Here is a 26,296-nt window from a genome sequence, read left to right as displayed (position 1 = left end):
CTACAATAATTAATTCAAAAGGACGCAACAAAGAAAAAACATCTTTGTCGCGTCCTTTTTCTTATTTATTTTTTGTAAGAAAAAATTCCCTTTGCTTCTGGAACTGTGGTTGTATACCGAATTTTTTCTTTCATTGCTGTCTCGCTCATCTCTTTAGCTTGTGCTTTAATTGTTTGAACGATTTGTTCGCCACATTCTGGTTCTGCCACAAAATCATAACGATCTCCGTCAATCACAAGCTTTGGACAGACATCAAACGCATCAAACCATTCCTCATAACGGCGATTTAATTCTTGATAATAAGAAAACAACTCAGGATTTTGTTCGATTTGTTCATATTCTCGTCCGCGCTTTTTGATACGCTCAAGCATTGTTTCAAAAGAAACTCGAATATAAACTAATAAATCAGGCTTCTTCTGCGGCGCGATGTCTTCTAGTTCATTTAACATCGTTTCAAGTAATCCTTGATATTGCTCGACTTCTACCTGTGACACTCGGCCCAAATCTGCGTTTAAATGAAACAGTAAACTGTCTTCGTAAATAGATCGATCTAACACGTTATCATCATGACAAAATGCATCTTTAATTGCTAAAAAACGTTTATTTAAAAAGAAAATTTGTAATAAAAAAGTGTACTTTTCTGGGTTTGAGTAGAACAAAGGCAAGACTTCGTTGTCCTCAACATTTTCATAAAATGGCTTAGTGTCTAAGTTTTGCGCTAACATTTCTGTTAATGTACTTTTCCCAGCTCCGATAGTTCCCGCAACAATAATCACAATTATCGGCATCCTTCCTTTTATAAATTCTGCTTCTCATTTTACCACAAAAAAAGACTGAACTTTTCAATAGTTAATAACAATTTTTCTGCTATTTTTTGAAAGGTTAGTCTTTTTAATTATTAATTACAAAATTGAACTATTGGAAAACAACTAGTTCCTGTTTACTTAGTTATTTTCGATTAAAGCGTTCGATTTGCGAACAATCAGTTGCCATTGTAGATTATCGGCTGTTTCTGTTTCATCTGTTGCACATTTCGTTACGCGAATCATTACACTATTTTCATATATTTTTTCGATTTTCCCTTTGACTGGTGATTCAAACAAATCCGAATGAAATTCATAAGTTTCGCCTACTTCAAATAATTGTTCATTTTCCATAAGAATACCTCCATCACCTTTTATCAGGTTAGTACTTTTTTAACATAGAAATAAAAAATTAGTACACACACTCAAAAAAAGCATTTCTCGCATCAAAACTGTGAACTTTTTTCACAAATTTCACAAGATCTAGTAATTATACATAACAGTTAAATGAAATCGGACAGTTATGAGCTGAAACATACATTTTTTGAGTGAACCGTTTTTGTTCACTTTTTTTTATTACACTTTTAACTAAGAGTTTTCAGCTATTTTTGGTACACCGTGGGGAAAAAGAATCTCTGACTAAGCAATAATCCTTAAAATTTAGATGATGGTTTCTCACGATAAACATTAGACTTCAGCTACAATCTAACGTTCAGGTCTCTAACTAACCGAACTGGAATGAACATAACAAAAATAGCGTTCATTTACTGAAACATTGTTTGATACCTAGCAATTTATTTTAAGTGAAGGAGTATTGATATGATTCCGATTTATATTTGCGAAAAAGACCCACGGCAATTAGAAATTATCACAACTGTCATAAAAAATCAGATCACTCTTGAAGACCTCAACAGTCAAGTTGCTGTTTCTTCAACTGATCCAAATGAACTTCTTGAAATTGCCCGTCGTCGAACTGCTGATTTCGGTATTTATTTTTTGGATACGGAAATCCAAAGCCATGAATTAACCGGCATTACGCTTGGAAAAGAAATTCGTCAAATGGATCCATTAGGCAAGATTATTTATGTGACGGCTAACTCTGACTTTTCTTTAGAAATTCTAAAAAATCGAATTGAACCAACCGATTATATTTTGAAAGAAGATGTCTTTGAGTTAAAAGACCGTTTAGAACACATCTTAAGTAAAATCGTTCTTAACTTTCATAATTCTCAACCTCAAAAGGACATCTTTAAGCTAGAATTCAACGGAGAAATCAAATTTCTCCCACTAGACGAGATTCAATATTTTTCCACATCAGCAGTTACACCACATAAACTTGAAGTACACATGACTCATGCTCATCTTCAGTTCTACGATAAAATCAAAGATATTGAGAAAAAAAATAATTACTTTATTCGTTGCCACAAGTCATACGTTATTAACAAACTAAATATTCGGACTATTGATAAGAAAAAAAGAGAAGTCACTTTAGCAAACGGTGAAACAGTCCCCATCTCGATTCGCGGCTTAAAAAAAATTATTTCATAACAAGCTTACTCCTCAACTCGTTAGCATTTTACTAATCGATTGAGGATTTTTTTTTAATATCAGATTTCTTCCATATTTAGTTTGTTTCATTTTCTTTTTCGGTTAACTTCTGACTATAATAAAAACAAAAGAAAGAAAAGGAGGAAAAAAATTGAACAAAAAATCGAACGCTCGACTGATTCAATTTTTAGGGGGAAAAACTTCGTATTACGTACTGGGCTTGTTAGTAATGCTTGCCTTAGTCATTTATGTGTTTTGGCAAGTTGCCTTTATCTTTAAACCTTTAGGAGTTATTTTTGCAGCATCATTACCACCTGTACTATTTGCACTTATTTTGTATTATTTACTGGATCCAATTATTCGGCGTTTAAGTAAATGGATGTCACGTAATATTGCTGTTATTTTGGTGTATGTCTTGATTTTTGCCGTGATTGGTTTAGGAAGTGTCTGGTTTGCACCCTTTCTACAACAGCAAGCAACCGAGTTATTTGACAGCTTACCAAACTTATTTAATGATTTTCAAGAAGGTGTCAGAAATATTTTAGAACACACACCTTTTGCTAATAAATTCAATGAATTCTTCTCTTCAATTGATAATTTTACAGACCAAGCAACATCTTTCATTGGTAATTACTGGGAAAGTGGAGCGCAAAGTATCAGTAATCTGTTCTCTGCCGTAACAACTACTTTTATTACTCTGTTTACTGGTCCTATCGTTGCATTTTTCTTGCTTCAAAATCCACATGGTTTCTACCAATCAGTATTAAAAATCGTTCCACCGGCATTTCGCAAGGATTTCCAAGAATTGACTAAAATCGCTAACCAACAATTAGGTGCATTTTTGAAAGGACAAATTATTTCTTCGTTTATTTTAGGAGCTATTTACTGGGTCACATTTTTACTCATTGGAATTGATTTTGCTAGCATCCTAGCTATTGCTGCTGGTGTGTTATGTATCATTCCTTATATTGGACCATTCATTGCCTTCTTTCCTGGACTTTTTATCGCCTTCCAAGATTCAACTTTTATGGTCGTAAAATTTGTCCTTGTTTGGTTCATAGTCCAGTTGCTTCATGGTGACCTAGTCATTCCGCGTGTGATTGGGAACCGACTACAAGTTCATCCTATAACGATTTTGATTGTGCTGCTCGTTATGGGTGACTTACTTGGAATAATGGGTGTGATCTTTGGTATCCCAATCTATACTTTACTAAAATTACTGGTTGTCTTTGCTTTTAAAAAATTCAAGCAACGTTACAATAAGTATTACGGTGATAAAGGTGAATACGAAGAAGCTGATTTTTCAGAAGATGATTATTTTGATTGATATTTATTTGATAAAAAAATTCCTACTCAATGAACAATTGAGTAGGAATTCTTTTTTATTTCACAAGTAATGCAATCGCTTGATACGGTTTAAGCGTTAATTCTTTGCTTACGACTGTATCAGAATAGTTATCAATCAGTCTTTCGCCTTCAACAAATTCTTCTGGAAGATCAACTGTGGTTGTTTCTTCATAAAAGTTTGTTAGAACAAGTAATTTTTGTCCCTCATAAGATCGTAAGAAGGCATAAACTTGTGGATGTTCTGGTGCGTAGGCTTGATAATCTCCTTCAGAAATTACTTGGTGTGTTTTGCGTAGCTGAATCAAGTGTTGATAATAGGCAAAAATTGATTGGTCTTTCTCATTTTTTGCTGCCTCAACATTGATCTCAGGATAACTGGCTCCCACCTTCAGCCATGGTGTTCCTGTAGTGAAACCTGCATGTTCTTCATCGGTCCACTGCATCGGTGTTCGTGAATTATCACGAGATTTAGCTTGGATTCTACGAAAGGCTTCCTGAGCTGACAAGCCTTTTTCCACTAACATTTGATAAGCATTTTTACTTTCAATATCAACATAATCAGCCATAGACGTAAACGCCGGATCAATCATTCCGATTTCTTCCCCCATATAAATATAAGGTGTTCCACGATTAAGATGAATCAATGTCGCTAACATCTCTGCTCCTTGTTTTCGGTAACGGTCTACTGACACAAAACGATTCAAAGCTCGTGGTTGATCGTGGTTATTTAAAAACCAAGCATTCCAACCATTTCCTTTACTCATCTCTTCTCCCCACGTATGGAACAAACGTTTTAATTCTTCAAAATCAAAAGCCGGAGTTGTCCACTTATCTCCATTTTCATAATCCACTTTTAAATGATGGAAATTAAAAGTCATTGTTAGCTCATGTCGACTTGGTTCAGTGTATAAGATACAATTTTCAACAGTAGTCGCACTCATCTCACCAACTGTGATAATCTCTGGATCTCGTCCAAAAGTTTCTTGATTCAACCATTTTAAGTAATCATGAGTGACTGGTTTGTCAGTATATTCAGGTTTTCCATCATTCACTGGATTGTCTTTCAGAACTTCATCCTTTCCAATCACATTGATGACATCAAAACGAAATCCTTTCACACCTTTTTCCATCCAGAAACGCACAACTTTAAACAGCTCTTCGCGAACTGCTGGATTACGCCAATTCAAATCCGCTTGCGTAGTATCGTATAGATGTAAATAATATTTTCCTGTTTCTCCAAATGGTGCCCATGCATTCCCACCAAATTTTGAAACCCAGTCAGTTGGTTCATCACGGATATAAAAGAAATCTTGATAATATTTATCTCCCGCTAGTGCTTTTTGAAACCATTCATGTTCAATCGATACATGATTCAAAACCATATCAAGCATAAACTCAATCTGATAATCTTTTCCTTCTTTGATTAACGCTTCAAATTCTTCCATCGTCCCAAACAATGGATCAATAGCTAAATAATCTGAAATATCATAGCCATTATCTTTTTGTGGACTAGGATAAACTGGATTTAACCAAACCATATCTATACCCAGCTCACGTAAATAAGGTAATTTCTCTCGAATACCATTCAAGTCGCCAATTCCATCATGATCCGTATCATTAAATGATTTTGGATAAATTTGATAAATGACTTTTTCTTTAAATGACATATACTCTCCTCCATTAAATTATTCGTCTCCAAACTTATATATACAAGTTGCTCAAAATTATTATAGCTGAAAAGGAAGCGTTTGTAAAACTTACTTGACTATTTTCGACTAACTGCCTGCCTCATCCTACTTCAAAAAATTTTTCTTTTTTAAAATCAATCTGAATCTACTTTTATCGAATGATTTCGTTTACTTCTTTAACATTTCATGGGAAAATAGCCACAAGATTTAGATAGGAGTATGGAAAGTCATGGTGAAAAAAAAAGTAACAATTAAAGATGTTGCACATCATTCCGGTGTCTCGATTGCCACTGTTTCGCAAATTTTAAATGGCAACGAAGATAAATTTAGTTCAAAGACGGTCGAAAAAGTCCTAACTGCCAAAAATGAACTTGGTTACCAAGCCGATTATTTTGCGCGTCAAATGATTACGAAAGAAACAAAAACAATTGGTGTACTTGTTCCTGATATTACGAATCCTTTTTTCAATCTACTCATGCGAGGGATCGAAGAAATTTTATATCAACAACATTTCGTTACCATTCTTTGTAATGCCGACTCCAATCAACAAAAAGAAGTCCAGTATCTTTCAGAACTAACACGCCGTGGTGTAGATGGATTTATCATCGCTTCTTCTGCAATCTCGACTCAGGCAATCAAGGAAGATTTGCAACAACAAGGGCGTCCATTTATTGTCTTGGATCAAAAGAAAGCAGAAGATTTTAGTGACTCAGTGCGCACAGATGATTTTCGTGGAGGCTACTTAGCTGGTACACACTTGTTCTCTTTAAGACATCAACAAGTTGCCCTCGTTTATCCAGAGAATCCACCAGCAAATGTTCAAGAAAGAATCGAAGGGTTTAAATCAGCAGCAGATGCTTATCAAATTGACTACAATCAACTGCTTCTCATCCCGACAGCTTTTTCCAAACAAGGCGGTTACCAAATAACTAACCAAATCGTTGCTTCTGAAGCAACCGCCATTTTTGCTTTAAATGACGAATTAGCATTTGGCTTGTATCGCGGGCTAGAAGAATTAGGAAAAAAAATACCCGATGATTATAGTATTATTGGTTATGATAATGTAGATATGTCCGAGTATGTAAAACCAAAACTTACGACAATTGCTCAACCAATCTTCGAGTTAGGACAAGAAGCAGCGAAACTTTTATTAGAACGTATTCAGCATCCCGAAAAAAATCAAGAAGAGAAACTACTGCCAGTCCATTTAGAAAAAAGATTTTCAACAGCACCCTTGAAATAGCTTTCAAGGTGTGCTATATTTTAGCCAAGTTATTAAAACGTTTTAATAAAACGTTTTAATTTATTTTCTTGCAAGGAAAAATCTCATTGACTTTTTGGAGGTTCAAAAATGAACGCGGTTACAGTTATTGGCAGTATCAATATGGATACGACTTTACGTTTAACAAAAATGCCTAAACCAGGCGAAACACTACACACAAGTGACATCTTCCATTCAGGCGGAGGAAAAGGTGCAAATCAAGCTGTTGCAGCAAAACGTTCTGGTGCAAACACAGCTTTTATCGGTGCAGTTGGCGATGATAATGAAGGGGCTACTCTACTTGATTTATTGGCAAAGGAACAAATCGACATCTCTGGCATTTCTACAATTGCTGACACTGCAACTGGTCAAGCAATGATTATGGTTGACAATGCTGGTGAAAATAGTATTTTGATCCATGCTGGTGCAAATAATGCTTTTCATGAAGCAGAAGTTCAACAACAAAAAGCGCTGATTGAAAACAGTGATTTCCTAATTGCACAGTTTGAAAGTAGTTTAGATGCAACCTTGGCTGCTTTTACCCTTGCCAAAAAAGCTGGGAAGAAAACGATTTTGAATCCTGCACCAGCTCTTGAAACAATCCCAACAGAACTACTTGCACAAACAGATGTCATTATTCCAAATGAAACTGAAACAGAAATTATTACTGGAATTGAAGTAACAGATGAAGCAAGTTTATTCCAAGCTGCTACTGCTCTTCACCAACTTGGAATTGAAACAGTGATTATTACTTTAGGAAGCAAAGGTGCCTTCTACCACACTGCAACTCAACATGGTATTGTCCCAGCTTTTAAAGTAAAAGCAGTTGATACTACCGCTGCCGGAGATACATTCATTGGTGCCTTAAGTAGCCAATTGAATCCAGATTTTAGTAACTTACCAGAGGCAATTCGTTACGGCAATCTTGCTTCTTCTGTCGCTGTTCAAAGTTATGGTGCACAACCATCAATCCCACATCGTACAGACTTAACATTTGAATAACATGAACACATACATTTAATAAAAAAGGATGAATCTTGATATGAAAAAAAGTAAAGTTATCAATTCAGATATTTCTAGAGTTATTTCACAAATGGGACACTTTGACAAACTAAGTATTGGTGATGCTGGCATGCCCGTACCTTTTGGAACTGAAAAAATTGATCTTGCTGTCACGAATGGTGTACCTAGTTTTATGACTGTTTTAGAAAATGTCTTAGAAGAACTAGAAGTCCAATCAATTGAACTGGCAGAAGAAATAAAGGCAATGAATCCTAATGTACTAGAGCAAATCAAACAATTGATGCCTGAAACGCCTATCACTTTTATTCCTCATGAGGAAATGAAACAAGACTTAACGAATTGCCATGCGTTTATCCGCACAGGTGAAATGACGCCTTATGCAAATATTATTTTGGTGAGTGGAGTGGTTTTCTAATGGAAAAAATCATTCAACCAGAACAACTTTTATTGTCGGAACAAGTTCAGCTTTTGCTTACTCAATTAGGTGGAAAAAATAATATTGAATCGATTACCCCTTGTGCAACCCGATTGCGTATCCAGTTAAAGAAACAACCTGCGACTGAGTCAAATGAAATCATCCAACAAATTCCTGATGTAAAATATTTCATTCTTTTAGATAAATACGCAGAAGTCATCATGGAACAAGGATTAAGTGAAACGTATAAAGCCTTGAGCCAACAGTTGGATCAATCAGCAACCAAAGAAAAGTTGAACCCCATCGAAAAATTATTTGGCTTGATTTCTGAAATATTTACACCAATCATCCCGCTTTTTGCTGGTTCAGGAATTTTAAAAGGATTAGTTGTATTAGCAACAACACTTGGTTGGTTAAGTGAGACCAGCGGGACTTACCATATCTTAGCCGCTGCTTCCAATGCTGTCTTTTATTTCTTACCTATTTTTCTAGCATTTTCTGCAGCCAAAACATTTAAAGTCAACGGCTATATTGCAGGTGTCATTGCAGCTGCTTTGATTGAGCCAAATTTGACTGGTCTTTTGACAAGTGGAGGGAAAGCTTCAACTGATTTTCTAGGTATTCCCGTGGTACTAATGCAATATACATCTACAGTGATGCCAGCTATTTTAGGGATTTTCTTTTACTCTTTTGTAGAAAAATTTCTAAAAAAATATATTCGTGAAAGTATGCAATTAGTTTTTGTTCCCTTGCTTTCTTTAGTGATTACAGTCCCATTGACCTTAATGGTATTTGGCCCCGCAGGTGTGTACTTGGGTGAAGGATTAGCTGCTGTCATTACTTGGATGATGGACATTAACGGACCAATTAGTGGCGCAATTATTGCCGGTGGCTGGAATATCTTGGTGATTTTCGGTATTCAGTGGGCTGTCAACCCAGTCATGATTAGCAACATTTCAAGTTTTGGCTTTGACCGCATCGTTCCATTAACTGGAGCAGCAAATTTTGGAATGGCTGGAGCAGCTTTAGGTGTGTTTCTAAAAAGTAAACAGTCAAGAACACGCTCGATTTCTGGCTCAGCTTTTGCTTCTATTTTATTAGCCGGAGTCACTGAACCAACTGTTTACGGCATTGCAATTCCTTTGAAAAAACCTTTTGTAGCTGCTTGTATCGGTGCTGCAGCTGGTGGCGCAGTCATGGGCTTTGCGAAAGTAAAAGCAATCGCTTTTGTCTTTGGTAGCTTGACCACTCTTCCTGCATTTATTTCAAGTACATTTTGGTGGTACGTCATCGGACTTGCTGTCAGCTTAGTAGTTGCAATGATTACTACCTTAGTTAGCGGGTTTGATGAAACTTTAATGCCCCAAGAATAATCTTTCCTCCAAACAATGAGTTTTCTCACTGTTTGGAGTTTTTTTTATTTTTTACGTCCCTTTATTTAACTAATTTTTTGTCGAACTGCTCATCTTCTGGTACAATTGGATAGAGTATGCGTATCTTATTTTGAACCACACTCTTTCCCCAACAAAGTAAGAACGATACCCAAAAATTTAAGCCAGACAACTTTTACTCGTAACTATGCCAGCTACTCTGTCAGAAAAGTAGGTTCTTTCATTAAAAAATGGCGAACCGCTTTACCAGTTAAAGAGTATTTTATGAACTACTTGGATATGAGCAAAAAAAATGAAAAGGACTAGATGACTATGAAGAATAATAAGGCGATTCGCCTGTTAGCGGCTACGTGGCTCATTGCTCCGACTATCTTATCTACTCAGTCCGTTTTTGCAACAGAAGAACCACAAGTTGCAACGGCCGAAAGTTCAGTCGTAGCCTCAGAACAACCCGAGACCAGCACGTCAGACACGACAGCTTCTACTGACTCTTCCTCTCAACCAGAGAGCGAAACACCAGCAGAAGCTACTTACACAGCAACAATTAATCCAGCATTGATTGGCAAGATCACTATTACAACAATGGATGGTCAGCCTTTAACTATCAATGGTGGTGTCTTAACTGGGTTAACAGAAGGAACACAATTGAACTACACGATTACACCAGATGCTGGCGAACAAGTTGCATCTGTTCAAATTGATGGTGTTCAAACCGTTGATTACACAAATCAAACATTTGTTGTTGGCGCAGCCAACTTAGTAATCAATGCAACCTTTGAAGTCCTTCCTGATTCTTCAACAGAAGAATCAACAGAACCTTCGACTGCTCCAAGTGAAGGTACAGACAATACTTCAGATAGCACTACTGAAAATACCTCGGACAGCTCAACAGCTCCGACAGAAGACAGTACAACTCCTGATTCAAGCACTACAGAAAGCAGTAGTACAACAGACTCTTCTGATAAAGGTAATACATCAAATTCAAGCACTAATAAACCATCGAAGCCTGCTGGATCAACGAATAATTCACAAAAAGGTTCATCTAAACCAAGCACTGGGAATCATTCTTCAACAAACAATCAGCGACCTTCAACAAATGTAACACAACCAAAGACAGAAACTCCTTCTGCTTCGACTTCTGACTTTGTCACAAAAACACCAACAGATGCCGTTTTACCAGCGAATACGACAAGCGTTCAGCAGGCCATCGTCAAAGAAGCATACAAATATCTTGGAAGTCCTTATGTTTGGGGAGCAAAAGGCGCTTCAACTTTTGATTGTTCTGGGCTAGCTTATTACGTGTATATGCAAGCTACTGGTCATTATATTGGTGGCTGGACAGGTGAACAACAATACGCTGGTACTCAAATTCCAGTTAGCCAAGCACAACCTGGTGACTTGTTATTCTGGGGACCATCTTCTGGTGTGACACATCACGTAGCAATCTACATTGGTAATGGACAATACATTCACGCCCCTCAACCAGGCGATCATGTTCGTATTACTTCCATTGCTGATTACACACCTGACTTTGCCGTCCGGGTGAACTTAGCTGGTTTGCCAGTAGCATCTGGATCATTAGCTAATTCTATTGGTTCCTCTGCTTTAGATAATCTAGGTGATTTTTCATTTTCTAAAAATCAATCAACTGATGATTTCTTAAAGGAAATTGCTGATTTTGCTCAAGAGATTGGACAAAAAGAAGGCATCTACGCTTCAGTAATGATGGCACAGGCTATTCTAGAAAGTGGTTCAGGAAATAGCTTATTGTCTAGCGAACCAAATTATAATCTTTTTGGAATCAAAGGCGATTTTGAAGGTTCAAGTGTTTCCTTTAACACACTTGAGCAAGACGAAGCTGGGCAGAGCTACCAAATCAAAGCGCAGTTCCGTAAATATCCTTCTTACAAAGAAAGCTTGGAAGACTATGCTGATTTAATCAAAAATGGTTTATCTGGAAATAAAGATTTCTATAAGCCAATTTGGAAATCTGAAGCTAAATCTTACGAAGATGCGACGAAATATCTTGAAGGTCGCTACGCAACAGATAAGCAGTATTCGAAAAAATTAAATGCGATCATCAAAGCGTATGATTTAACAAAATATGATGAAGCCAAAGAAGAACCAATTAAGACACAAACAAAATCAACAGAACAACTTCTAACGGTTCCAACTGTTTGGAAAAAGAATCATTTAACGTTTAGTGATGTGCTAGATTTACCTATCATTAAATCGAACATCAATTCACCCGCTTTCCTTTCTGGATTGAAAGTCGCAAATGTTTGGGAGTTATGGTATCACTTCACTGTGAACCAGATTCCAGAAACACAAACGTTAACAGTTAAATCAAATGAATTACCAATGGTTAGTTTTTTAAGTTTAAACAAATCCTTTTGGTTAGACTTTCCACTTTTTAAATAAAGTAAAAGTGAGGTTGTAAAAGAAGTACCCAGCTCTAATAAATAAAAACAAATTACCAGAAATTGTTCTTCAAATTTTTGAGTAATTTGGGCTTATTTTGAAGGAGTTGCTTTGGGAACACCGAGGGTAAGGTTGTGGCTCAAAGCGTCTAGCTCCGACAAGATAGCGAGCAAGCACTCAAAATAGATTTCCATATTTTGAAGTGGTTGCAAACTATCTTGAGGAGTTGCTTTGGGAACACCGAGAATAAGGTTGTGGCTCAAAGCGCCTAGCTCCGACAAGATAGCGAGCAAGCACTCAAAATAGATTTCCATATTTTGAAGTGGTTGCAAACTATCTTGAGGAGTTGCTTTGGGAACACCGAGAATAAGGTTGTGGCTTTAAACGTTAAGCTTCAAACAATTCGGAAAGAGGGGCTGTGACAATACGCTTGTCACAGCCCCTCCCTTTTTATATTTTCTTTCGCTTATTTGATCTTCTGTGCGCCATCCCCAATATGAGCAACATAGAAATCAGGTGCATAACCAATTTTTTCTAGATAAGTTTCTTTGACTTTTTCTTCAAATACAGGGATAGCTTCTTCTTTTACTAATGCAATCGCGCATCCGCCAAAACCTGCTCCCGTCATTCTAGCACCTAATACACCCGTTTGCGCTTGAGCTGCTTGAACTAAAGTATCCAACTCGATGCCAGTCACTTCATAGTCATGTTGCAATGATTCATGCGAGGCATTCAACAGTTGCCCAAATAAAACTAAATCACCCGCTACTAAAGCATCTTTCGCTTTCAATGTCCGTTGATTTTCTGTCACTGCGTGTTTGGCACGCTTTGTTAAAATAGCATCCCCAATCGCTTCACTGTAACTTCGGAATGTTTCTTCATCTAATTCCCCTAATGATTGGATATCGACAACTGTTTGTAGGCGTTTCAATGCCTCTTCACACTCACCACGGCGCTCATTATATTTCGAGTCTGCTAGTTCGCGACGTTTGTTCGTATTCATGATTACAATTGCGTAGTCTCCTAATTCGGTCGGCACCATTTCATAGACTAAGGTATTCGTATCTAATAAAATAGCCTGTTCTTTTTGACCAAAACCAATTGCAAATTGATCCATAATTCCTGAATTGACTCCAATAAATTCATTTTCAACTTTTTGACCGATTTTAACCAATTCTAAACGACTAATTGGTAAATCATACAAATCCTCTAACATTACTCCGACTAGCAGTTCCAATGAAGCGCTACTTGATAAACCAGCACCATTGGGAATCGTTCCTTCAATCACAAGTTCAAAACCATGAGTAATCGGATAGCCTGCTTCTTGGACTTTTAGAATAAATCCTTTGACATAGTTTGCCCAGTTATCCTCTTTTGTATAATTTAAGTTATCCAAAGAAAAAGTAATCAAACCAACTTCTTCAAAATTTAGCGAGTAAACTTTCACTTGATTGTCTTCTCTTGGCGCTGCTACACCATAAGTTCCATACGTAATTGATGCTGGAAACACATGTCCCCCATTGTAATCCGTATGTTCTCCAATCAAATTGATTCGACCTGGAGCAAAAAATGCACTGGTTGCTTTTTCCCCAAATAATTTATGAAATGCTGCTGTTACTTCAGCTATTTTTTCCATCTGATATCCCTCATTCATCTATTTTTTTATTTGATATTCTGTCACAAACTCACGTGCCTGGTTAGGTAAAAGCGTAATGTCGCCAAAGCTTTCAAATCGTTCTGATCCAGGAGCTTCTTGCGTTTCAAAGGTGATTCCGCCATGATTCACTAGTTTGTCTCCGCGCATAACTGGTGCATCATCACCAAAATTTGCGGTAAACAAGACAATGCTTCCTACATTGGTTGCAACTTGGATCGCAACCTTTTTATCTGGACTTGTTAATTTTGCTACTTGATTCATTTGTCCTGTTTTCTGTAAGAAAAACGGATGATCCATCCCGCCAACCATTTTGGCTTGTGAAAAATCACTAATAAAAACATCTGAAAGGACTTTTGGCGTTGTAAAATCGAATGCTGTCCCTTTGACCGGTGCGACTTCCCCTTTTGGAATCAAATCTTTTTGTAAAGGAGCAAAAAATTGGCTTGCTAACCATAGTTCATGCTGATCGATTGGTTCAGTTACATCTCCTGTTAGATTAAAATACACATGATTGGTTGGATTAAATAAAGTCAATTGATCGCTAATCCCGCGAATACTTATTCGCCAAACATCATCATTTGTTAAAGTATAGCGTGCTTCCACGTCTAAATTACCCGGAAAACCATTTTCTTGATTAGGACTTGTTAAATAGAAAATAACTGAAGCTTCATTTTCACCTTTGATAATCGTGTATGGCCAATTTTTCTTTTCAAAGCTAGGATCTCCACCATGTAAACAATGTCCTGTTTCTTCACTGACTTTTGCCTGATACTCTTGATTGTCTAGATAAAATTTTCCCTTAGCGATTCGACCAGCTGTTCGACCAATTGTTGCACCGATATACGCGTCTTTCGAAAGATATTCTTCTGCATGATCAAACCCTAGGATCAATTCACGTTTTGTTCCATCAATTAGCGTCTGTAAATGAACGATTCGTGCGCCAAAATCAGTAACAGCCAATTCTGTCTTTTGATCATTGATTAATGTGATCAAATGGGAATCATTTCCAAATTCTTGCTCTTTGATTTGCATACTGTCGCCCTCTTTTCATTCCATAGTTGATTATTTCTCATTCATTATATCAAGTAATCGCTTTCTTTTTATTACTATCATGTGATACAAATTTAACTTTTTGTTGCATTTTTTTCCGAGTAAGTGTACCTTGAAGAAAAGGGGCTGAGCAGATGGAACAAACTGTATTTTTACGAAAAGAACATCATTTTTTATCAAGTGAACTTTACTTTAATTTTTGTGGATTTTCTAAAACCATGCCTTTTCACTCTTTTGGACCAGCTATCCGACAACATTTTGTTCTACATATCATCTTGGATGGTGAGGGTGTGTACTCGGTCAATCAGCAAAAGTATCATTTAAAAAAAGGAGATTTATTTCTCATTCGTCCAGGCGATCAAACTTTTTATCGCTCTGATGTAACCAATCCTTGGGTCTACGCTTGGCTTTCCTTTGGTGGAAAAGAAGCAGAGGAATTGATTAAGCATTCCCCTTTTAAAGAAAATGAGTATACGTTTCGCTCAAATCAGTTAGTTGACTATAGTCAATTGATTTTAGCTTGTTTTGATTATGCGCCAGACACGCTACTAAATGAAATCAAATTGAATGCATTGCTGTATCGCTTTTTTGAAAAATTACTAGTAGATGGTGGAAAAAATCACTTAAGCACACCTCAAAATATTTCACGTTTAACGATTGAAGCAATCGAATACATTCAAGCCCATGCAACAGAGGAACTCACTATCCAAGAAGTTGCTGACGCATTATCGGTCAACCGTAGCCACCTCTCCCGTACCTTCCATGAAAACATTGGGGTAAGTGTCAAAGAATGGTTATTAGGTATCCGAATCAATCGTGCTGCTTTTTTATTGTTGATGTCAGATGATTCCGTTGAAAATATTGCTTTTCAGTCCGGCTTTCATAGCTTAGTTGTCTTTAGCCGAATCTTTAAAAAAAAGACTGGTGAAACACCAACTGCTTATCGAAAACGAGCTAGTCAGAAACAGCACACCAATCTTTCACTGGAATCTATTATGGAATTATTAGAACAGCAAGCAATTGTAGGACGTGCAACATGATTTTTTTGTAAAAAAAAACAAAGATATACACAAAAAGTAGTTGTTCCGTTTTTTTTAGGTCAGAAAGCAAATCCGCAAAAAATAGAGGACTAACATGCGCGCGCATGTTAGTCCTCTTCCTGTTTTTTATGCTTTCTTTTTCAATACGATTCCCGTATACAACCATGTCGTTATTACATAATAAACAAAGTATAAGACAAAGAAAATTGTAAATGGCAACCACAAATTATCGTAAGGATCACTCATCAATAATTTGAACATTTGTAAGCCGAATAGGACGTGAACGACACCTAAAAGTCCTGGTGCTAAGAATAAGACACCAATTTCTCGGCGAATCGATTGTGTTAGTAACCCTTGACGTGTACCAATTTTTTGTAACATTTCATAACGCACTTGATCGCTCTTACTTCCAGAAAGAATCTTGAACATCAAACAACTTGCTAACATTGTCAAGAAAGCTAAGCCTAAGAAGAAGCCCATAAATTCAAATCCTGAAAACATACTGTTAAACGTATTGTAAACATCTGCTTTTTGCGTAAAGCTGTAGTCAACGTTTTTTAGTTCTTCATTATTTGCTTTATTTTCCGCTACCAGTTTTTCAAGGTTACTCAATTGCTTGTCAAAATCTGTTACTTGAATAAGTTGTAAAGTCGTTTCAGGTAAATTCAACTGACTGAATTCTTCTTGTGAAACCAATTTTATTTCTTTCGGTTGCTGTTCAGGCAACTCATACTCCCGTAAACTATCTTGTAAAGTAAGCTCTTGAGCCAATTGTGTTGCTGTAATTTCTTTGTTCTTTGGTTTGATATTTCTATCGCCATTCATTCCTTCTTTCACAATAAATGGCGTTTGCTCAAATTGTTCAGAAAGATAGTAAATGGTTTGTTCATCTTCTTTTTGCGTATAAGAAGCATTCACTTTAGGATCTAGTTTTGCAACCTCTTGTTGATCAATTTTTTGCGCGTTGTTCAACACGACATCATAAACAGTAAAGCTATTTGTCATTTTTGAAATTTCATTTTTGAAGCCCAAACCGACAGTGAGCGCACCTAATGCTAAAGCAAACAACATTGCTACCATCGAAAGCATTTGTGTATATTCGCGAATTCGAAAACTTAACTGTGATAAAGTAAAATTATTCAGCTTTCTTAATGCGATACCATCTGCTTTTTTCAGTAATGATAAACAGAAGATAATGACCGAATGGAAAATAAAATACGTCCCTAAAACAATCGTAACCAAAGCAATGACGATTCCAAACAACTGGAATTTTTCTAAGTTTTGCATCATGTAATAGCCACATGTTAAGCTGGCAATCCCCAACACAACTTCAAGGAAAAATAAAAACTTATGTTGCTTCATTTGTGTCGGAGTTTGATCCGCACGAATCAATGTTAAGATTGGTTTTTTAACGATTGAAAATGCATTAACAATGGCTGCTAATAAAAATAAAATAGAGAAGAACACAATCGTAATCAACAATCCATGAACGCTAAATGGTGAAAAATGAGAGATTTTTATATTTAATTGTTGGACTAATAAATGACTAACAATACTAGTCAATCCCATTCCAACAACTGAGCCAACCAATGTTGCCAAAATCCCCACAATAAAGGTTTCTGAAAAAATCATTTGCGCAATTTTTCGACCCTTAGCACCTAGCATCATAAACATCGCATAATCTTTTTGACGCATCGTCATCAAAAATGAATTAGCATACAGGATATAGACAAAAGTGATAATACTCAATAATACTGAGCCTAGTCGAAAGATAATGACTGTTGATGAAATCGTTGAATTACTTGTTAGAAAGGCTTCATTACTTGCCATTGACTCAAACATGTAAAAAATTGCTGATGCCATAACTAATCCTGAAAATAGGACAAGATAATCTCGCAAGCGACTCTTAATACCAGTAAGTGATAGTTTCCAAAGCATATTCTCTCCCCCTTACTGTTCCAAATTTCCTAGGATAGTTAAAATTTGACGATAAAATGCTTCACGACTTTGATCGCCTCGTTTAACTTCTTGATGGATTCCGCCATCTTTGATAAATAAAATTCGTTGACAATAACTTGCTGAAAAAGGATCATGTGTTACGAGTAAAATAGAAACGTTATCTTTTTGGTTCAATTCATCCATTGTATCTAATAGATCCCGCGCACTCTTGGAATCTAACGCTCCGGTTGGCTCGTCACCTAATAGAATCGTTGGTTGGGTAATCAATGCTCTAGCAGCCGCTACACGTTGTTTTTGTCCACCAGAAATAGCTGAAGGATAGCTGTCTAAAATATGGCTGATTGATAAACGTTCTGCAATTTGTTTGACTCTTTGCTTGATTTCTTTTGGACGAACACCTTGCAAAGATAATGGTACTGCAATATTTTCTTGTGCTGTTAAGTTTTCCAATAAATTGAAGTCTTGGAAAATAAATCCAATTTCTTTGGCACGAAAATCAGCTAGTTGATTCCCTTTTAAAGTAGTCACATCTTTTTGATTGATTCGAATGTGACCATCTGTTGGTTTATCTAAAGTAGATAAAATATTCAACAAAGTTGATTTACCAGAACCAGATGCTCCCATGATTCCGATAAATTCACCTTTTTCTACTGAAAATGAAATGCCATCTAAAGCTGTTGTTTTCTTTTCATTATTTTTCCCATATACTTTTGTTACATCTTGAATTTCAACAATTTTTTCCATTTTTGCGCCTACCCTTTAGTTAATTTTTCTTGTGCTGCTTTAGGTATTGCTGATTTTTCAACTTCTTCATAACCAGTTACACCTTTATTTTTATTCCAGACTACTTTAAGATACGCATTTTTTCGCAACGGACGTGTTTGCATCCCTTGAAATTCTAATTCTTTTTCTGCGCCTTCTTTGTTAAAGCCCGGCAAAGTGTATTGATAAGTAATCACTTCTTGATTTTTATCATCTTTTTGAACTAATTTTTCACCGTTTGTCGTAATTTGTACATAATAGTCATCGCCACCTAAAACTACGGCATCCGCTATTTTCAAACCAGCGACTCCGATACCAGCGACAATCAATAAGCCAATCAGAAATTTTTTCATCATTTTGCCCTCTCTTTTAACTTGATGAACTAAGTATAGAAAAAAAGAAACGAACATGCCTTAGATTCCTCTATCAGTCATCTTTCAATATTGTTAGCACGTGTCAAAGAAGGCCTTTCGACCTGATAATGAACTTTCTTCAAATAAAAGAGAGTGAGGCAAACCGCCCCACTCTCTTTTTTTTTTACTTTCAATCATTGTTTATTTTCGGTCAGTTAAATCCCCTGTGTTAATCACCGGCTGCGTTCCTTTATCCGTAATAATCGAGACTAACAAGTTATTGATTAGTTGAACTTTTCGGTCGTCCGTAAAGTTGATTTCTTGACCCGCTTCAATTTGTTCCAGTGCCATTTGAGTCATTGTTACCGCACCTTCAACGATTGTCTGACGTGCAGAAAGAATTGCTTTTGCTTGCTGTCTTTGCAACATGGCACTCGCAATTTCAGTCGCATAAGCTAAATGATTCAATCGTGCTTCGATGACTTCAACTCCGGCAACAGCTAGACGTTCTTGAAGTTCTGTTGCTAATTTATCTGAAACTTCGGTCGTATTTCCACGTAAAGTAATATCAGTATCATTGAAAGTATCATATGGATATTGACTTGCAATATGACGAACAGCTGTTTCACTTTGGATTTCCACAAAGTCTTGATAATAAGCAACATCAAACAAAGCTTTCGCCGTATCGACTACTTTAAAAACGACAACAGCAGAAATCTCAATTGGATTTCCATCTAAGTCATTTACTTTTAAAACAGAACTGTTAAAATTTCGAACTTTAAGTGATACGTTGATTTTATTGGTTAACGGAACCGTTAGAAAAAAACCATTCTCTTTAATTGTTCCTAAATAATTACCAAAAAGCAAAATAGCTTTTGATTGATTTGGACTGACCACAGTTGCTGAACTAACTAATAAACAAGCAATTCCCCACAAAATGACACTCATAATTATTAATGCTGGACTAGTTGCTACCGTTCCAAAATAGAATAAAATGGCACCCATGATTGCTAAAACAATGACACCAACTAAGCCAATATACCCATTGATATAGAGTGCTTTTTTCTCATTCATTTTCAAAATCTCTCCTCCTTCTGCACAATAGCATCAACTTTCTTTACTGACTATTCCGTTATTCTCAGTCTTGCTAATGCACCTTCTAATTCCAAATCTTTATCTTCGCTGATGAACCACCCCGTTGAGTGCGTTCCGCCAGCAGCTTTCGGCAAATACTCCAATCGAGTTCTGACCCAGTGTTTTTGTTCTGTAAAGTAATCTTCAACTAAAATTTCCAAATCCATTCCCGCATTGAGAACAATATTTTTTCGGACAGACTTAAAAATAAAGCGTTCTTTACTAGCATCATATTGTAAAACACCAGTATCCGTGATTGGCAAAGAGTAATAATCCATCTCCTTTTTCACTTTCATTAAATGGCGAAACATTTCATTATGTACTTGTTCTAACTGACGGCCTTCTGAATTTTTGGGATACTCAATCGCTACTTTTTCATTGTCATCATCATAATACAATTCGTTCAATGATTTTAATTGCGCATGTAACTCAAGCATTTTTTCTCGTAGTTGTTCTCGCTGAACATCTTCTGTTTTCATTTTCCCCACCCTAATTCTTTTGCTAAGTTTCAACATCTCATTTGTCTATACCTATCTTACTATAAGAAAACAACTTAAGCGAAACAAAAAATGATATTGAAACAAAAAAACTGTCTCAATACCATTTTTCGGAAATTCTATTCAGTTTCATCTTCCATATGGCTATCCATGTGATCCATATGATCCCCCATATCGTCCATGTCATCCATTTCGTCCATCTGTTCACTCATCGAATTTTGGTATTTTTCATCCATCCATTCAATAAATGTATCTTTACCTTCAATCGTTAGTCCTTTTTTCGAATTTCCTTTTTCAAAAGAAGAGCCTTCACGTGTTTCATTGTTTACTTGGAAAGTTGAATCTCCCGCAAGTGTCAATTGATACCCAGGAACATCGACGTCATTCAATCGAACAGAACCATTTTTAACAACAATCGTACTTGAGTCTGTCAACGCACTATCATAAAAGTAAAAATTACTTCCCTCACCAGTAAAGTTTCCTTTTTTAGCCTTTAATCGACTGAAATCAACAGAGCTAAATCGGTCTTTGACTGTCACTGAATCTGTTTTTAAACCAATAAAACTCAACCAGCTATCTGAATATGAGTCAACCGCTAAATTTTTAGTTGTAATATCTGTCATCGTTAAGCGATTATTGCTGCTTTCAATCGTAATATCACTTAATGAGATTTCTTTTGGTACCGTAATTGTTATTTCTGGATGAGTATCTTCTAAACTAATTTGCATTGGATATTCTTGTTTTCCTTTTGCTCGAATCGACAGAGTTTGATCTTTGAGAACAACTTTTGGTTCATCCGACTTTTCATATTGCGTCGTAACTTCAAAATCCAATCCTTGTCTGATATTGATCTCTTGATTTTCTGCTTGGATAACTAAGTTTTTGATTTCATTCGCCTTAAATTTTTCCGTATGTTCTTTCATATCCAATAGTTTAGGTCCATTTTCCCAAACGATTGTTTTTTGTGCTCCTGCAGTGTACGTTCCTGCTACCAGAATTCCACCAAATAACATAAAACCTGTACCAATCAATAAAAAGTGTTTTAGTTTCATTTTACTCACCTCTCATTCCCATCATGTGTTGGATGAAGACCACGTCTAGTAACAAACCGACGGCCGACCCATTTAACAAAACGCATAATCAACTGGGCTAACCATTTTGTTACTCTCACTAAAATCGGAGTGAAAAAGATGGCTGCACCAGTCGCAAACAAACCTAGTCCAACGAAGAATAAGCCACTGACAATCGATTGTCCCAAAACCATCAGTCCTGCTAACGTCATAACCACGCCTACTCCTAAAATCACAATACAAACAACATAGATACTAAAAATAACTGCGAATAATGCGATGATCAAACCAACCAATACAGCAACAAATAACAATGCTAATGGAATCAAGATTGGCGATGCAAATAATCCAAGTACAATTAACCAAATCAAACGCATTTGTCTTTTTGGACTACTTTGTTGTACCTCTTCTTGCCCTAAATCATCTGCTTCCGAAAAATAATTGATTTTTAACTTCAACGCAAACTGTTTAGGTGTACCATATTCTTCTAAAATTTCATCAACTGTCTTACCTGAATCCAAAAAATATTCTTCGTAATATTGGATCAAATCAAAACGGTCAGCTTCAGGAATTTCTTGAAGTTCATTTAAGACCTCACTTAAGTATTCATTCATGTCTATTATCCTCCAATAACCGATCTAAAGAGTCTCGAAAAACAATCCATTCATCAATAATTTCTTCCAAATGTGTATGTCCGATTGGTGTTAAACGATAATATCTTCGATTTCGACCTTCGAATGGTTCATCATAGGTTTCTAGATACCCTTCTTGTTTCAACCTTCTTAACACGGGATACATGGTAGATTCACTAATTGATAAACTTTCTTGCACAATTTTTGTTAGTGCGTATCCATACATATCTTCTCGGCTTAATGCTGCTAACACAGTTCCATCAAGAAGAACCGTTGGAATTTGAATATGCATAGCGCCACCTTCTTTTACAATATTTTTAATTCCACTATATTATATCATATATAATATAGTTAAGACAATAGATCATAAAGTTTATTTGAGAAAAACAACATCCGAGCGCAGAAGAATCTTGCTCTCAAGAAATATAGTGATACACATTTCTTCATTCGTCATGTAACTTCTTGATCACAAAAAATTGTCTACAAAAAAATTTTTCAAGAGACAACCTTCAAAGCTACATTACAAAATTGAAAGTGGTTTATGCTAACTTTTAATGGTACGGTCGAAATGAGCATTTATTTATAACTACTTAGTTGAAGAGGAAGCATAAAAAATGAATCATTCTCTAGTTCCTAATTCACTTCCTGCCTTCACTAAAAAATTTGGAGGACATTATTCCGTGAAAAAAACAAGCTTATTCCTACCTATCTTCATCAGCCTGTTCTTCTTGGCTGCCTGCACAGCGAATCCCGAAAACCAAACGGCTATTAGTTTCAAAGGTGGAACTATCTCAGAAAAAGACATTTTTAATCATTTAAAAAAATTCAAGGAGCTGATGCAGCTGTTCAGCAGTTAGTTGTTTATCAAATCTTCGACAATAAGTATGGGGCTACCTTATCTACCAAAGAAATTGACGCTGAATTTGATAAAACAAAAGACAGTTTAGGTGACTATTTTGAAGCACAGCTAAAGCAAGCTGGCTTTACTGAGAAAACATTTAAAGAAGAAATTAGACAACAATTGGCATACAAAAAAGGACTAGAAAAAAATGTCGAACTAAAAGATGAGGATCTACAAAAATTGTGGGCGTCCTTCCATCCAGAAGTAAAAACGCAACTTATTCAGTTACGTAGTGAAACGGATGCCAACGAAGTGAAAAAGGCTTTAGCTGCTGACGGAGATTTTTCTGAATTAGCAAAAGAAAAATCCATAGAACCAAATGTAAAAAACGATGAAGGAAAAAAGACCTTTGACTCCGGAACCGAAACGATTGCAAACGAAGTAAAGAATGCAAGCTTCAAGTTAAAAGACGGTGAAGTCTCAAATCTAATTACGGCAACCAATCCAAAAACAATGGCGAAAGAATATTACCTTGTTAAAATGCTTAAAAATCAAGACAAAGGAACTGACAAAAGCCACTATTTAGATGAGTTAAAAGAAATCGGAACAAAAGCTAAATTAGCTGATCCTGAATTTATCAAAGCAACAATCAGCAAAGAGTTAAAAAATGCTAATGTCAAAATTAAAGATAAAGACTTTGAAAATAGCTTACAGTCATTCACAAAAGAAGTACCTGATAAAGAAGAAACAACAGCTACAAAAAAATAAACAGTCTTAACATTCAAGAATTGATTTCCGTATACAACAACGCACTGAAAACAATTACTTTTAGTTTTTCAACTAAAGATTTCTTGTAAAAAAGGGTCGTGACAGAATTTATGTCACGACCCTTTTTACGAATAAACGTTATTCTCAGAGCAACTCCTTCGGAAATAACTCAAACCAGCTCAAAAATAGGTGAAACTCTTTTCGGATAGTCCTTCTTATTTCTTGGAAATAACTATCTTTATCGCGGTCTTCAATAACACTATGTAAGACAGCAACAAGTTCAGCAATAAAAAAATAATCAGCCACTCTATGTTCGCGGTTGAGGACTGGTTCCTTTTTTATTTTGGTTAGCCAAGCTAAGATGCCAAAAATGATTGTCGCGATGAATACACAAAAACCGACGATTAGCTCTAAAGCTGATTCAACTGGTAAAAAAGTATTTCCTTTCTCTGAATCAAGGAAATACGCACCTTTGCTTCTTCTCACTTTTGATTGGCTAGCCACCGGCACAAACTCTAGTTTCATCTGATAGGATGTGTGTAGAATTGAGGACACTTAACTTTAAAATAAGTTAGATTTGTTATAGTTGCGCTCTCTTACTGTAATTGTTTATTGATTTTAGATTTTAGAGCAGTGGCAAAATGATATTCGTCCACAACCAACTAAGTGGCATCACTACAATCATCGCTGGAATCATATCAGCAACTGGAAACATCTTGACATGGATCATTCGAAAACCCGTCGCAAGCATCAAGAAGCCACCGCAAGCCTTGAAATCCAAAATCATTGCTGGCGTGGTCATCGGGAAAATGAATTTTGCTAATAAAAACAAAGCATAAAAAATAATAAATTGTGGTATTGCAACGACGGAAACTACAAATCCTAAATTACAAGCAAAAATCGTTGCTGTAAAAAAATCTAAAACTGATTTTGAAATCAAAATCGTATTATCTCCGGTCATTCCTGAATCAATACTTCCGTAAATCCCCATCCCACTTGCACAAAACAATACAATCACCGTGACTAACGTGTTAATGAACTCTTCATGAGATAAACCCAAATTTTCACTAGGAAATAACTTTGAAATTGGCTTTTGCATCAGATTTGCACCTTGATCGATTCGCTCGCCCAGATGAATGACTAGCCCAATCACTGTTCCAATCACTAAAGCAAAAATGACAGGTGGCATATTTTTCATCGGACCCATCGAATAAATTCCCATTCCCATTGAACAGACACCAAATACCATCATCAATTGTGTTTTAAATCGATTACTTAGCTTCTCTCCTAAAAAACCTCCAAACAGTCCGCCAAAAAAGACTGTTCCGACGTTGATCAATACTCCAGTTGGCATAAAAAAACTCCCTTCGACTTTAACGCTCTTCATTTACCTTTTATCAAAAAAGCGTTCCTTTTCGCTGCATTTTTTAGTCTATCAAAGTTTTTTTATTCAACCAATTCAAATTTCATGTTAAAGTATTCGTAAACGGAATAGTTAGGAGAGGATTCCTTGAATATTCAAAAACTTGTTGTCTTTCTTGATCTAACAAAAACATTAAGCTTTACTAAAACAGCAGAACACCTTTTCACGACACAAGGAACCATTTCCAAACAAATCATTGCTTTAGAAAAAGAACTGGACGTTCAACTCTTTGATCGTACACATCGAAAAATCGAGTTAACTGAAGCCGCTAAACTCCTTCTACCATATGCAAAAAAAATTGTCGAACAATATCAAGAGATGAACGATGTACTAGAAACGCATACAAAAAAGCAAAATCTTTCTTTAAGCATTTTAACCATACCTACTATGACTCATTATGCTGGCTTTCGTCACATCACCCAATTTTTGAAACTTCATCCAGAATTTTCAATTCAACTTAAAGAGGTTGAAAGTGCAGAAGTCCCCTATTATTCAACTGAGCAAACTGACTCAATTATTTTTGGTCGAAATTTTCATGAGCCACCGGCAAATTTTGAATGGCTTCCAACCGAAAAAGATTATTTTGTTGCCGTACTTCCAGCTCATCATCCTTTAGCACAAGCTAAAAAATTAAATTTGCGCGAACTAAAAGACGAATCCTTTTTATTACTCGGACAACAGACCAATCTTTATCAGCCCGTAATTGATCTTTGCCACGAAGTTGGGTTTGAGCCTAACATTGTCTATAACGGTTCTCGAATGGACTTGATTCTCAACATGATCGCAAACGATATGGGCATCTCGATTGTGATGGAAAAAACGGTTAATTATCTATTAAAGGAAGATACAGTACTCGTTCCCATCACACCAAACAGAGAAAGTTTTCTGGCATTTGCTAGAAAACAAGGTGAACATTCTTTAGCCTCAAATACGTTTTGGAAATACTTAAAACAAAATATACAGCTTCTTAGAAGTTAACTTTCTTGTTCAATTTCTAAAAAACTGTATAAAATAATGTATCTTTTCTTCGCTTCTCTGATATAAAAAATCATGAGGAGCTTTTTTGGTTAACTCTTTTGTACCATGTGCGCTATCTGTTCGGAGCTAAGCATTTTGTGCCACAACCTTCTGTGTTGCCAAAGTAGTTCCCTTGGCAATAAATCCTCTTTTCATAAAAATAGAGAGAGCTATTTTTAGAAAAGCATTCTTATTA

The 26,296-nt window shown here is 36.1% G+C and carries 26 protein-coding genes; 11 read left to right on the top strand and 15 right to left on the bottom strand.

From position 1 onward, the window contains the following. Positions 1 to 65 precede the first annotated feature (65 nt). Positions 66 to 788 (bottom strand): deoxynucleoside kinase, encoded by a 723-nt coding sequence (locus IGJ93_RS01850; protein ID WP_067481366.1) that lies wholly within the window; start codon positions 786 to 788, stop codon positions 66 to 68. A gap of 156 nt (positions 789 to 944) precedes the next feature. Then, positions 945 to 1,157: a hypothetical protein gene (locus IGJ93_RS01845; protein ID WP_067481368.1), complete on the bottom strand. Its 213-nt coding sequence runs from the start codon at positions 1,155 to 1,157 to the stop codon at positions 945 to 947. A 465-nt stretch (positions 1,158 to 1,622) separates the two neighbouring features. On the opposite strand from IGJ93_RS01845, the gene IGJ93_RS01840 reads away from it, so the two are divergent. Further along, positions 1,623 to 2,351, top strand: a complete 729-nt coding sequence (locus tag IGJ93_RS01840; RefSeq protein WP_067481371.1) for a LytR/AlgR family response regulator transcription factor — start codon at positions 1,623 to 1,625, stop codon at positions 2,349 to 2,351. Positions 2,352 to 2,469: 118 nt separating this feature from the next. Continuing rightward, a complete protein-coding gene (locus IGJ93_RS01835; protein WP_306297864.1) occupies positions 2,470 to 3,678 on the top strand; it encodes an AI-2E family transporter in 1,209 nt (402 codons plus the stop codon). Positions 3,679 to 3,733: 55 nt separating this feature from the next. On the opposite strand, the gene treC is transcribed toward IGJ93_RS01835, so the two are convergent. Continuing rightward, positions 3,734 to 5,365 (bottom strand): alpha,alpha-phosphotrehalase, encoded by a 1,632-nt coding sequence (treC, locus tag IGJ93_RS01830; protein ID WP_067481375.1) that lies wholly within the window; start codon positions 5,363 to 5,365, stop codon positions 3,734 to 3,736. Between the two features lie 250 nt (positions 5,366 to 5,615). On the opposite strand from treC, the gene rbsR reads away from it, so the two are divergent. The 5 genes from rbsR (at position 5,616) to IGJ93_RS01805 (ending at position 11,897) form a co-directional block, all read left to right on the top strand. Further along, on the top strand, positions 5,616 to 6,629 hold the full coding sequence (gene rbsR, locus IGJ93_RS01825; protein ID WP_285701799.1) for a ribose utilization transcriptional repressor RbsR: 1,014 nt from the start codon (positions 5,616 to 5,618) through the stop codon (positions 6,627 to 6,629). 108 nt (positions 6,630 to 6,737) lie between these two features. Then, complete coding sequence (gene rbsK, locus IGJ93_RS01820) at positions 6,738 to 7,649, top strand: ribokinase (RefSeq protein ID WP_071868622.1); 912 nt, start codon at positions 6,738 to 6,740, stop codon at positions 7,647 to 7,649. A gap of 40 nt (positions 7,650 to 7,689) precedes the next feature. Beyond that, entirely contained in the window at positions 7,690 to 8,085 is a 396-nt protein-coding gene (gene rbsD, locus IGJ93_RS01815) for a D-ribose pyranase (protein WP_071868621.1), read from the top strand. Then, positions 8,085 to 9,458: a PTS transporter subunit EIIC gene (locus IGJ93_RS01810; RefSeq protein ID WP_067481383.1), complete on the top strand. Its 1,374-nt coding sequence runs from the start codon at positions 8,085 to 8,087 to the stop codon at positions 9,456 to 9,458. Before rbsD ends, IGJ93_RS01810 begins: the two co-directional genes overlap by 1 nt. 330 nt (positions 9,459 to 9,788) lie before the next feature. Further along, on the top strand, positions 9,789 to 11,897 hold the full coding sequence (locus IGJ93_RS01805; RefSeq protein ID WP_071868634.1) for a glucosaminidase domain-containing protein: 2,109 nt from the start codon (positions 9,789 to 9,791) through the stop codon (positions 11,895 to 11,897). Positions 11,898 to 12,363: 466 nt separating this feature from the next. Here the strand turns inward: IGJ93_RS01805 and IGJ93_RS01800 are convergent, their stop codons facing one another. Together IGJ93_RS01800 and IGJ93_RS01795 are read right to left on the bottom strand one after the other, a co-directional pair. Next, on the bottom strand, positions 12,364 to 13,533 hold the full coding sequence (locus tag IGJ93_RS01800) for a galactokinase (protein WP_067481387.1): 1,170 nt from the start codon (positions 13,531 to 13,533) through the stop codon (positions 12,364 to 12,366). 18 nt (positions 13,534 to 13,551) lie between these two features. Beyond that, entirely contained in the window at positions 13,552 to 14,586 is a 1,035-nt protein-coding gene (locus IGJ93_RS01795) for an aldose epimerase family protein (RefSeq protein ID WP_067481389.1), read from the bottom strand. Positions 14,587 to 14,738: 152 nt separating this feature from the next. Between IGJ93_RS01795 and IGJ93_RS01790 the strand changes: the two genes are divergently transcribed. Beyond that, on the top strand, positions 14,739 to 15,644 hold the full coding sequence (locus tag IGJ93_RS01790) for an AraC family transcriptional regulator (protein ID WP_067481391.1): 906 nt from the start codon (positions 14,739 to 14,741) through the stop codon (positions 15,642 to 15,644). A gap of 126 nt (positions 15,645 to 15,770) precedes the next feature. Here IGJ93_RS01790 and IGJ93_RS01785 read toward each other — a convergent pair whose 3' ends face one another. The 8 genes from IGJ93_RS01785 to IGJ93_RS01750 form a co-directional block, all read right to left on the bottom strand. Continuing rightward, the gene (locus IGJ93_RS01785; RefSeq protein WP_067481394.1) at positions 15,771 to 17,582 is read right to left on the bottom strand and encodes an FtsX-like permease family protein; all 1,812 of its coding nucleotides are present in this window, start codon (positions 17,580 to 17,582) and stop codon (positions 15,771 to 15,773) included. Between the two features lie 12 nt (positions 17,583 to 17,594). Then, positions 17,595 to 18,347: an ABC transporter ATP-binding protein gene (locus tag IGJ93_RS01780; RefSeq protein WP_067481396.1), complete on the bottom strand. Its 753-nt coding sequence runs from the start codon at positions 18,345 to 18,347 to the stop codon at positions 17,595 to 17,597. A gap of 8 nt (positions 18,348 to 18,355) precedes the next feature. After that, positions 18,356 to 18,718, bottom strand: a complete 363-nt coding sequence (locus tag IGJ93_RS01775; RefSeq protein WP_071868633.1) for a YxeA family protein — start codon at positions 18,716 to 18,718, stop codon at positions 18,356 to 18,358. A gap of 201 nt (positions 18,719 to 18,919) precedes the next feature. Further along, positions 18,920 to 19,792: an SPFH domain-containing protein gene (locus IGJ93_RS01770; RefSeq protein WP_067481510.1), complete on the bottom strand. Its 873-nt coding sequence runs from the start codon at positions 19,790 to 19,792 to the stop codon at positions 18,920 to 18,922. Positions 19,793 to 19,842: 50 nt separating this feature from the next. Then, positions 19,843 to 20,331, bottom strand: coding sequence for a DUF5348 domain-containing protein (locus IGJ93_RS01765; protein ID WP_067481398.1), 489 nt, complete (start codon positions 20,329 to 20,331; stop codon positions 19,843 to 19,845). Positions 20,332 to 20,468: 137 nt separating this feature from the next. After that, positions 20,469 to 21,401 carry a DUF4097 family beta strand repeat-containing protein gene (locus IGJ93_RS01760; RefSeq protein ID WP_095803402.1) on the bottom strand — a complete coding sequence of 311 codons (933 nt, stop codon included), beginning with the start codon at positions 21,399 to 21,401 and terminating at the stop codon, positions 20,469 to 20,471. A gap of 5 nt (positions 21,402 to 21,406) precedes the next feature. Next, on the bottom strand, positions 21,407 to 22,033 hold the full coding sequence (locus IGJ93_RS01755; protein WP_095803401.1) for a DUF1700 domain-containing protein: 627 nt from the start codon (positions 22,031 to 22,033) through the stop codon (positions 21,407 to 21,409). Continuing rightward, on the bottom strand, positions 22,026 to 22,343 hold the full coding sequence (locus IGJ93_RS01750) for a PadR family transcriptional regulator (RefSeq protein ID WP_067481404.1): 318 nt from the start codon (positions 22,341 to 22,343) through the stop codon (positions 22,026 to 22,028). Before IGJ93_RS01750 ends, IGJ93_RS01755 begins: the two co-directional genes overlap by 8 nt. A gap of 322 nt (positions 22,344 to 22,665) precedes the next feature. On the opposite strand from IGJ93_RS01750, the gene IGJ93_RS01745 reads away from it, so the two are divergent. Next, positions 22,666 to 22,908: a hypothetical protein gene (locus tag IGJ93_RS01745; protein ID WP_244897465.1), complete on the top strand. Its 243-nt coding sequence runs from the start codon at positions 22,666 to 22,668 to the stop codon at positions 22,906 to 22,908. Positions 22,909 to 23,072: 164 nt separating this feature from the next. Continuing rightward, on the top strand, positions 23,073 to 23,660 hold the full coding sequence (locus IGJ93_RS01740; RefSeq protein WP_258173300.1) for a peptidylprolyl isomerase: 588 nt from the start codon (positions 23,073 to 23,075) through the stop codon (positions 23,658 to 23,660). A gap of 144 nt (positions 23,661 to 23,804) precedes the next feature. Here the strand turns inward: IGJ93_RS01740 and IGJ93_RS01735 are convergent, their stop codons facing one another. Further along, complete coding sequence (locus IGJ93_RS01735; protein WP_285701804.1) at positions 23,805 to 24,164, bottom strand: hypothetical protein; 360 nt, start codon at positions 24,162 to 24,164, stop codon at positions 23,805 to 23,807. Between the two features lie 121 nt (positions 24,165 to 24,285). Continuing rightward, entirely contained in the window at positions 24,286 to 25,014 is a 729-nt protein-coding gene (locus IGJ93_RS01730) for a DUF554 domain-containing protein (RefSeq protein ID WP_218658070.1), read from the bottom strand. 156 nt (positions 25,015 to 25,170) lie between these two features. Between IGJ93_RS01730 and IGJ93_RS01725 the strand changes: the two genes are divergently transcribed. Next, positions 25,171 to 26,061: a LysR family transcriptional regulator gene (locus tag IGJ93_RS01725; RefSeq protein WP_218658069.1), complete on the top strand. Its 891-nt coding sequence runs from the start codon at positions 25,171 to 25,173 to the stop codon at positions 26,059 to 26,061. The last annotated feature ends 235 nt before the right edge of the window (positions 26,062 to 26,296 follow it).

This window comes from Enterococcus sp. DIV0174 (assembly GCF_050529065.1).
GTDB classification, from domain to species: Bacteria; Bacillota; Bacilli; order Lactobacillales; family Enterococcaceae; genus Enterococcus_B; species Enterococcus_B thailandicus.
This window is presented reverse-complemented; position numbering and strand designations above follow the sequence as displayed.

Coding starts and splice junctions, on each gene's coding strand:
- IGJ93_RS01850 (WP_067481366.1), bottom strand. CDS start 788: ATGCCGATAATTGTGATTATTGTTGCGGGAACTATCGGAGCTGGGAAA.
- IGJ93_RS01845 (WP_067481368.1), bottom strand. CDS start 1,157: ATGGAAAATGAACAATTATTTGAAGTAGGCGAAACTTATGAATTTCAT.
- IGJ93_RS01840 (WP_067481371.1), top strand. CDS start 1,623: ATGATTCCGATTTATATTTGCGAAAAAGACCCACGGCAATTAGAAATT.
- treC (WP_067481375.1), bottom strand. CDS start 5,365: ATGTCATTTAAAGAAAAAGTCATTTATCAAATTTATCCAAAATCATTT.
- rbsR (WP_285701799.1), top strand. CDS start 5,616: ATGGTGAAAAAAAAAGTAACAATTAAAGATGTTGCACATCATTCCGGT.
- rbsK (WP_071868622.1), top strand. CDS start 6,738: ATGAACGCGGTTACAGTTATTGGCAGTATCAATATGGATACGACTTTA.
- rbsD (WP_071868621.1), top strand. CDS start 7,690: ATGAAAAAAAGTAAAGTTATCAATTCAGATATTTCTAGAGTTATTTCA.
- IGJ93_RS01810 (WP_067481383.1), top strand. CDS start 8,085: ATGGAAAAAATCATTCAACCAGAACAACTTTTATTGTCGGAACAAGTT.
- IGJ93_RS01805 (WP_071868634.1), top strand. CDS start 9,789: ATGAAGAATAATAAGGCGATTCGCCTGTTAGCGGCTACGTGGCTCATT.
- IGJ93_RS01800 (WP_067481387.1), bottom strand. CDS start 13,533: ATGGAAAAAATAGCTGAAGTAACAGCAGCATTTCATAAATTATTTGGG.
- IGJ93_RS01795 (WP_067481389.1), bottom strand. CDS start 14,586: ATGCAAATCAAAGAGCAAGAATTTGGAAATGATTCCCATTTGATCACA.
- IGJ93_RS01790 (WP_067481391.1), top strand. CDS start 14,739: ATGGAACAAACTGTATTTTTACGAAAAGAACATCATTTTTTATCAAGT.
- IGJ93_RS01785 (WP_067481394.1), bottom strand. CDS start 17,582: ATGCTTTGGAAACTATCACTTACTGGTATTAAGAGTCGCTTGCGAGAT.
- IGJ93_RS01780 (WP_067481396.1), bottom strand. CDS start 18,347: ATGGAAAAAATTGTTGAAATTCAAGATGTAACAAAAGTATATGGGAAA.
- IGJ93_RS01775 (WP_071868633.1), bottom strand. CDS start 18,718: ATGAAAAAATTTCTGATTGGCTTATTGATTGTCGCTGGTATCGGAGTC.
- IGJ93_RS01770 (WP_067481510.1), bottom strand. CDS start 19,792: ATGAATGAGAAAAAAGCACTCTATATCAATGGGTATATTGGCTTAGTT.
- IGJ93_RS01765 (WP_067481398.1), bottom strand. CDS start 20,331: ATGAAAACAGAAGATGTTCAGCGAGAACAACTACGAGAAAAAATGCTT.
- IGJ93_RS01760 (WP_095803402.1), bottom strand. CDS start 21,401: ATGAAACTAAAACACTTTTTATTGATTGGTACAGGTTTTATGTTATTT.
- IGJ93_RS01755 (WP_095803401.1), bottom strand. CDS start 22,033: ATGAATGAATACTTAAGTGAGGTCTTAAATGAACTTCAAGAAATTCCT.
- IGJ93_RS01750 (WP_067481404.1), bottom strand. CDS start 22,343: ATGCATATTCAAATTCCAACGGTTCTTCTTGATGGAACTGTGTTAGCA.
- IGJ93_RS01745 (WP_244897465.1), top strand. CDS start 22,666: ATGAATCATTCTCTAGTTCCTAATTCACTTCCTGCCTTCACTAAAAAA.
- IGJ93_RS01730 (WP_218658070.1), bottom strand. CDS start 25,014: ATGCCAACTGGAGTATTGATCAACGTCGGAACAGTCTTTTTTGGCGGA.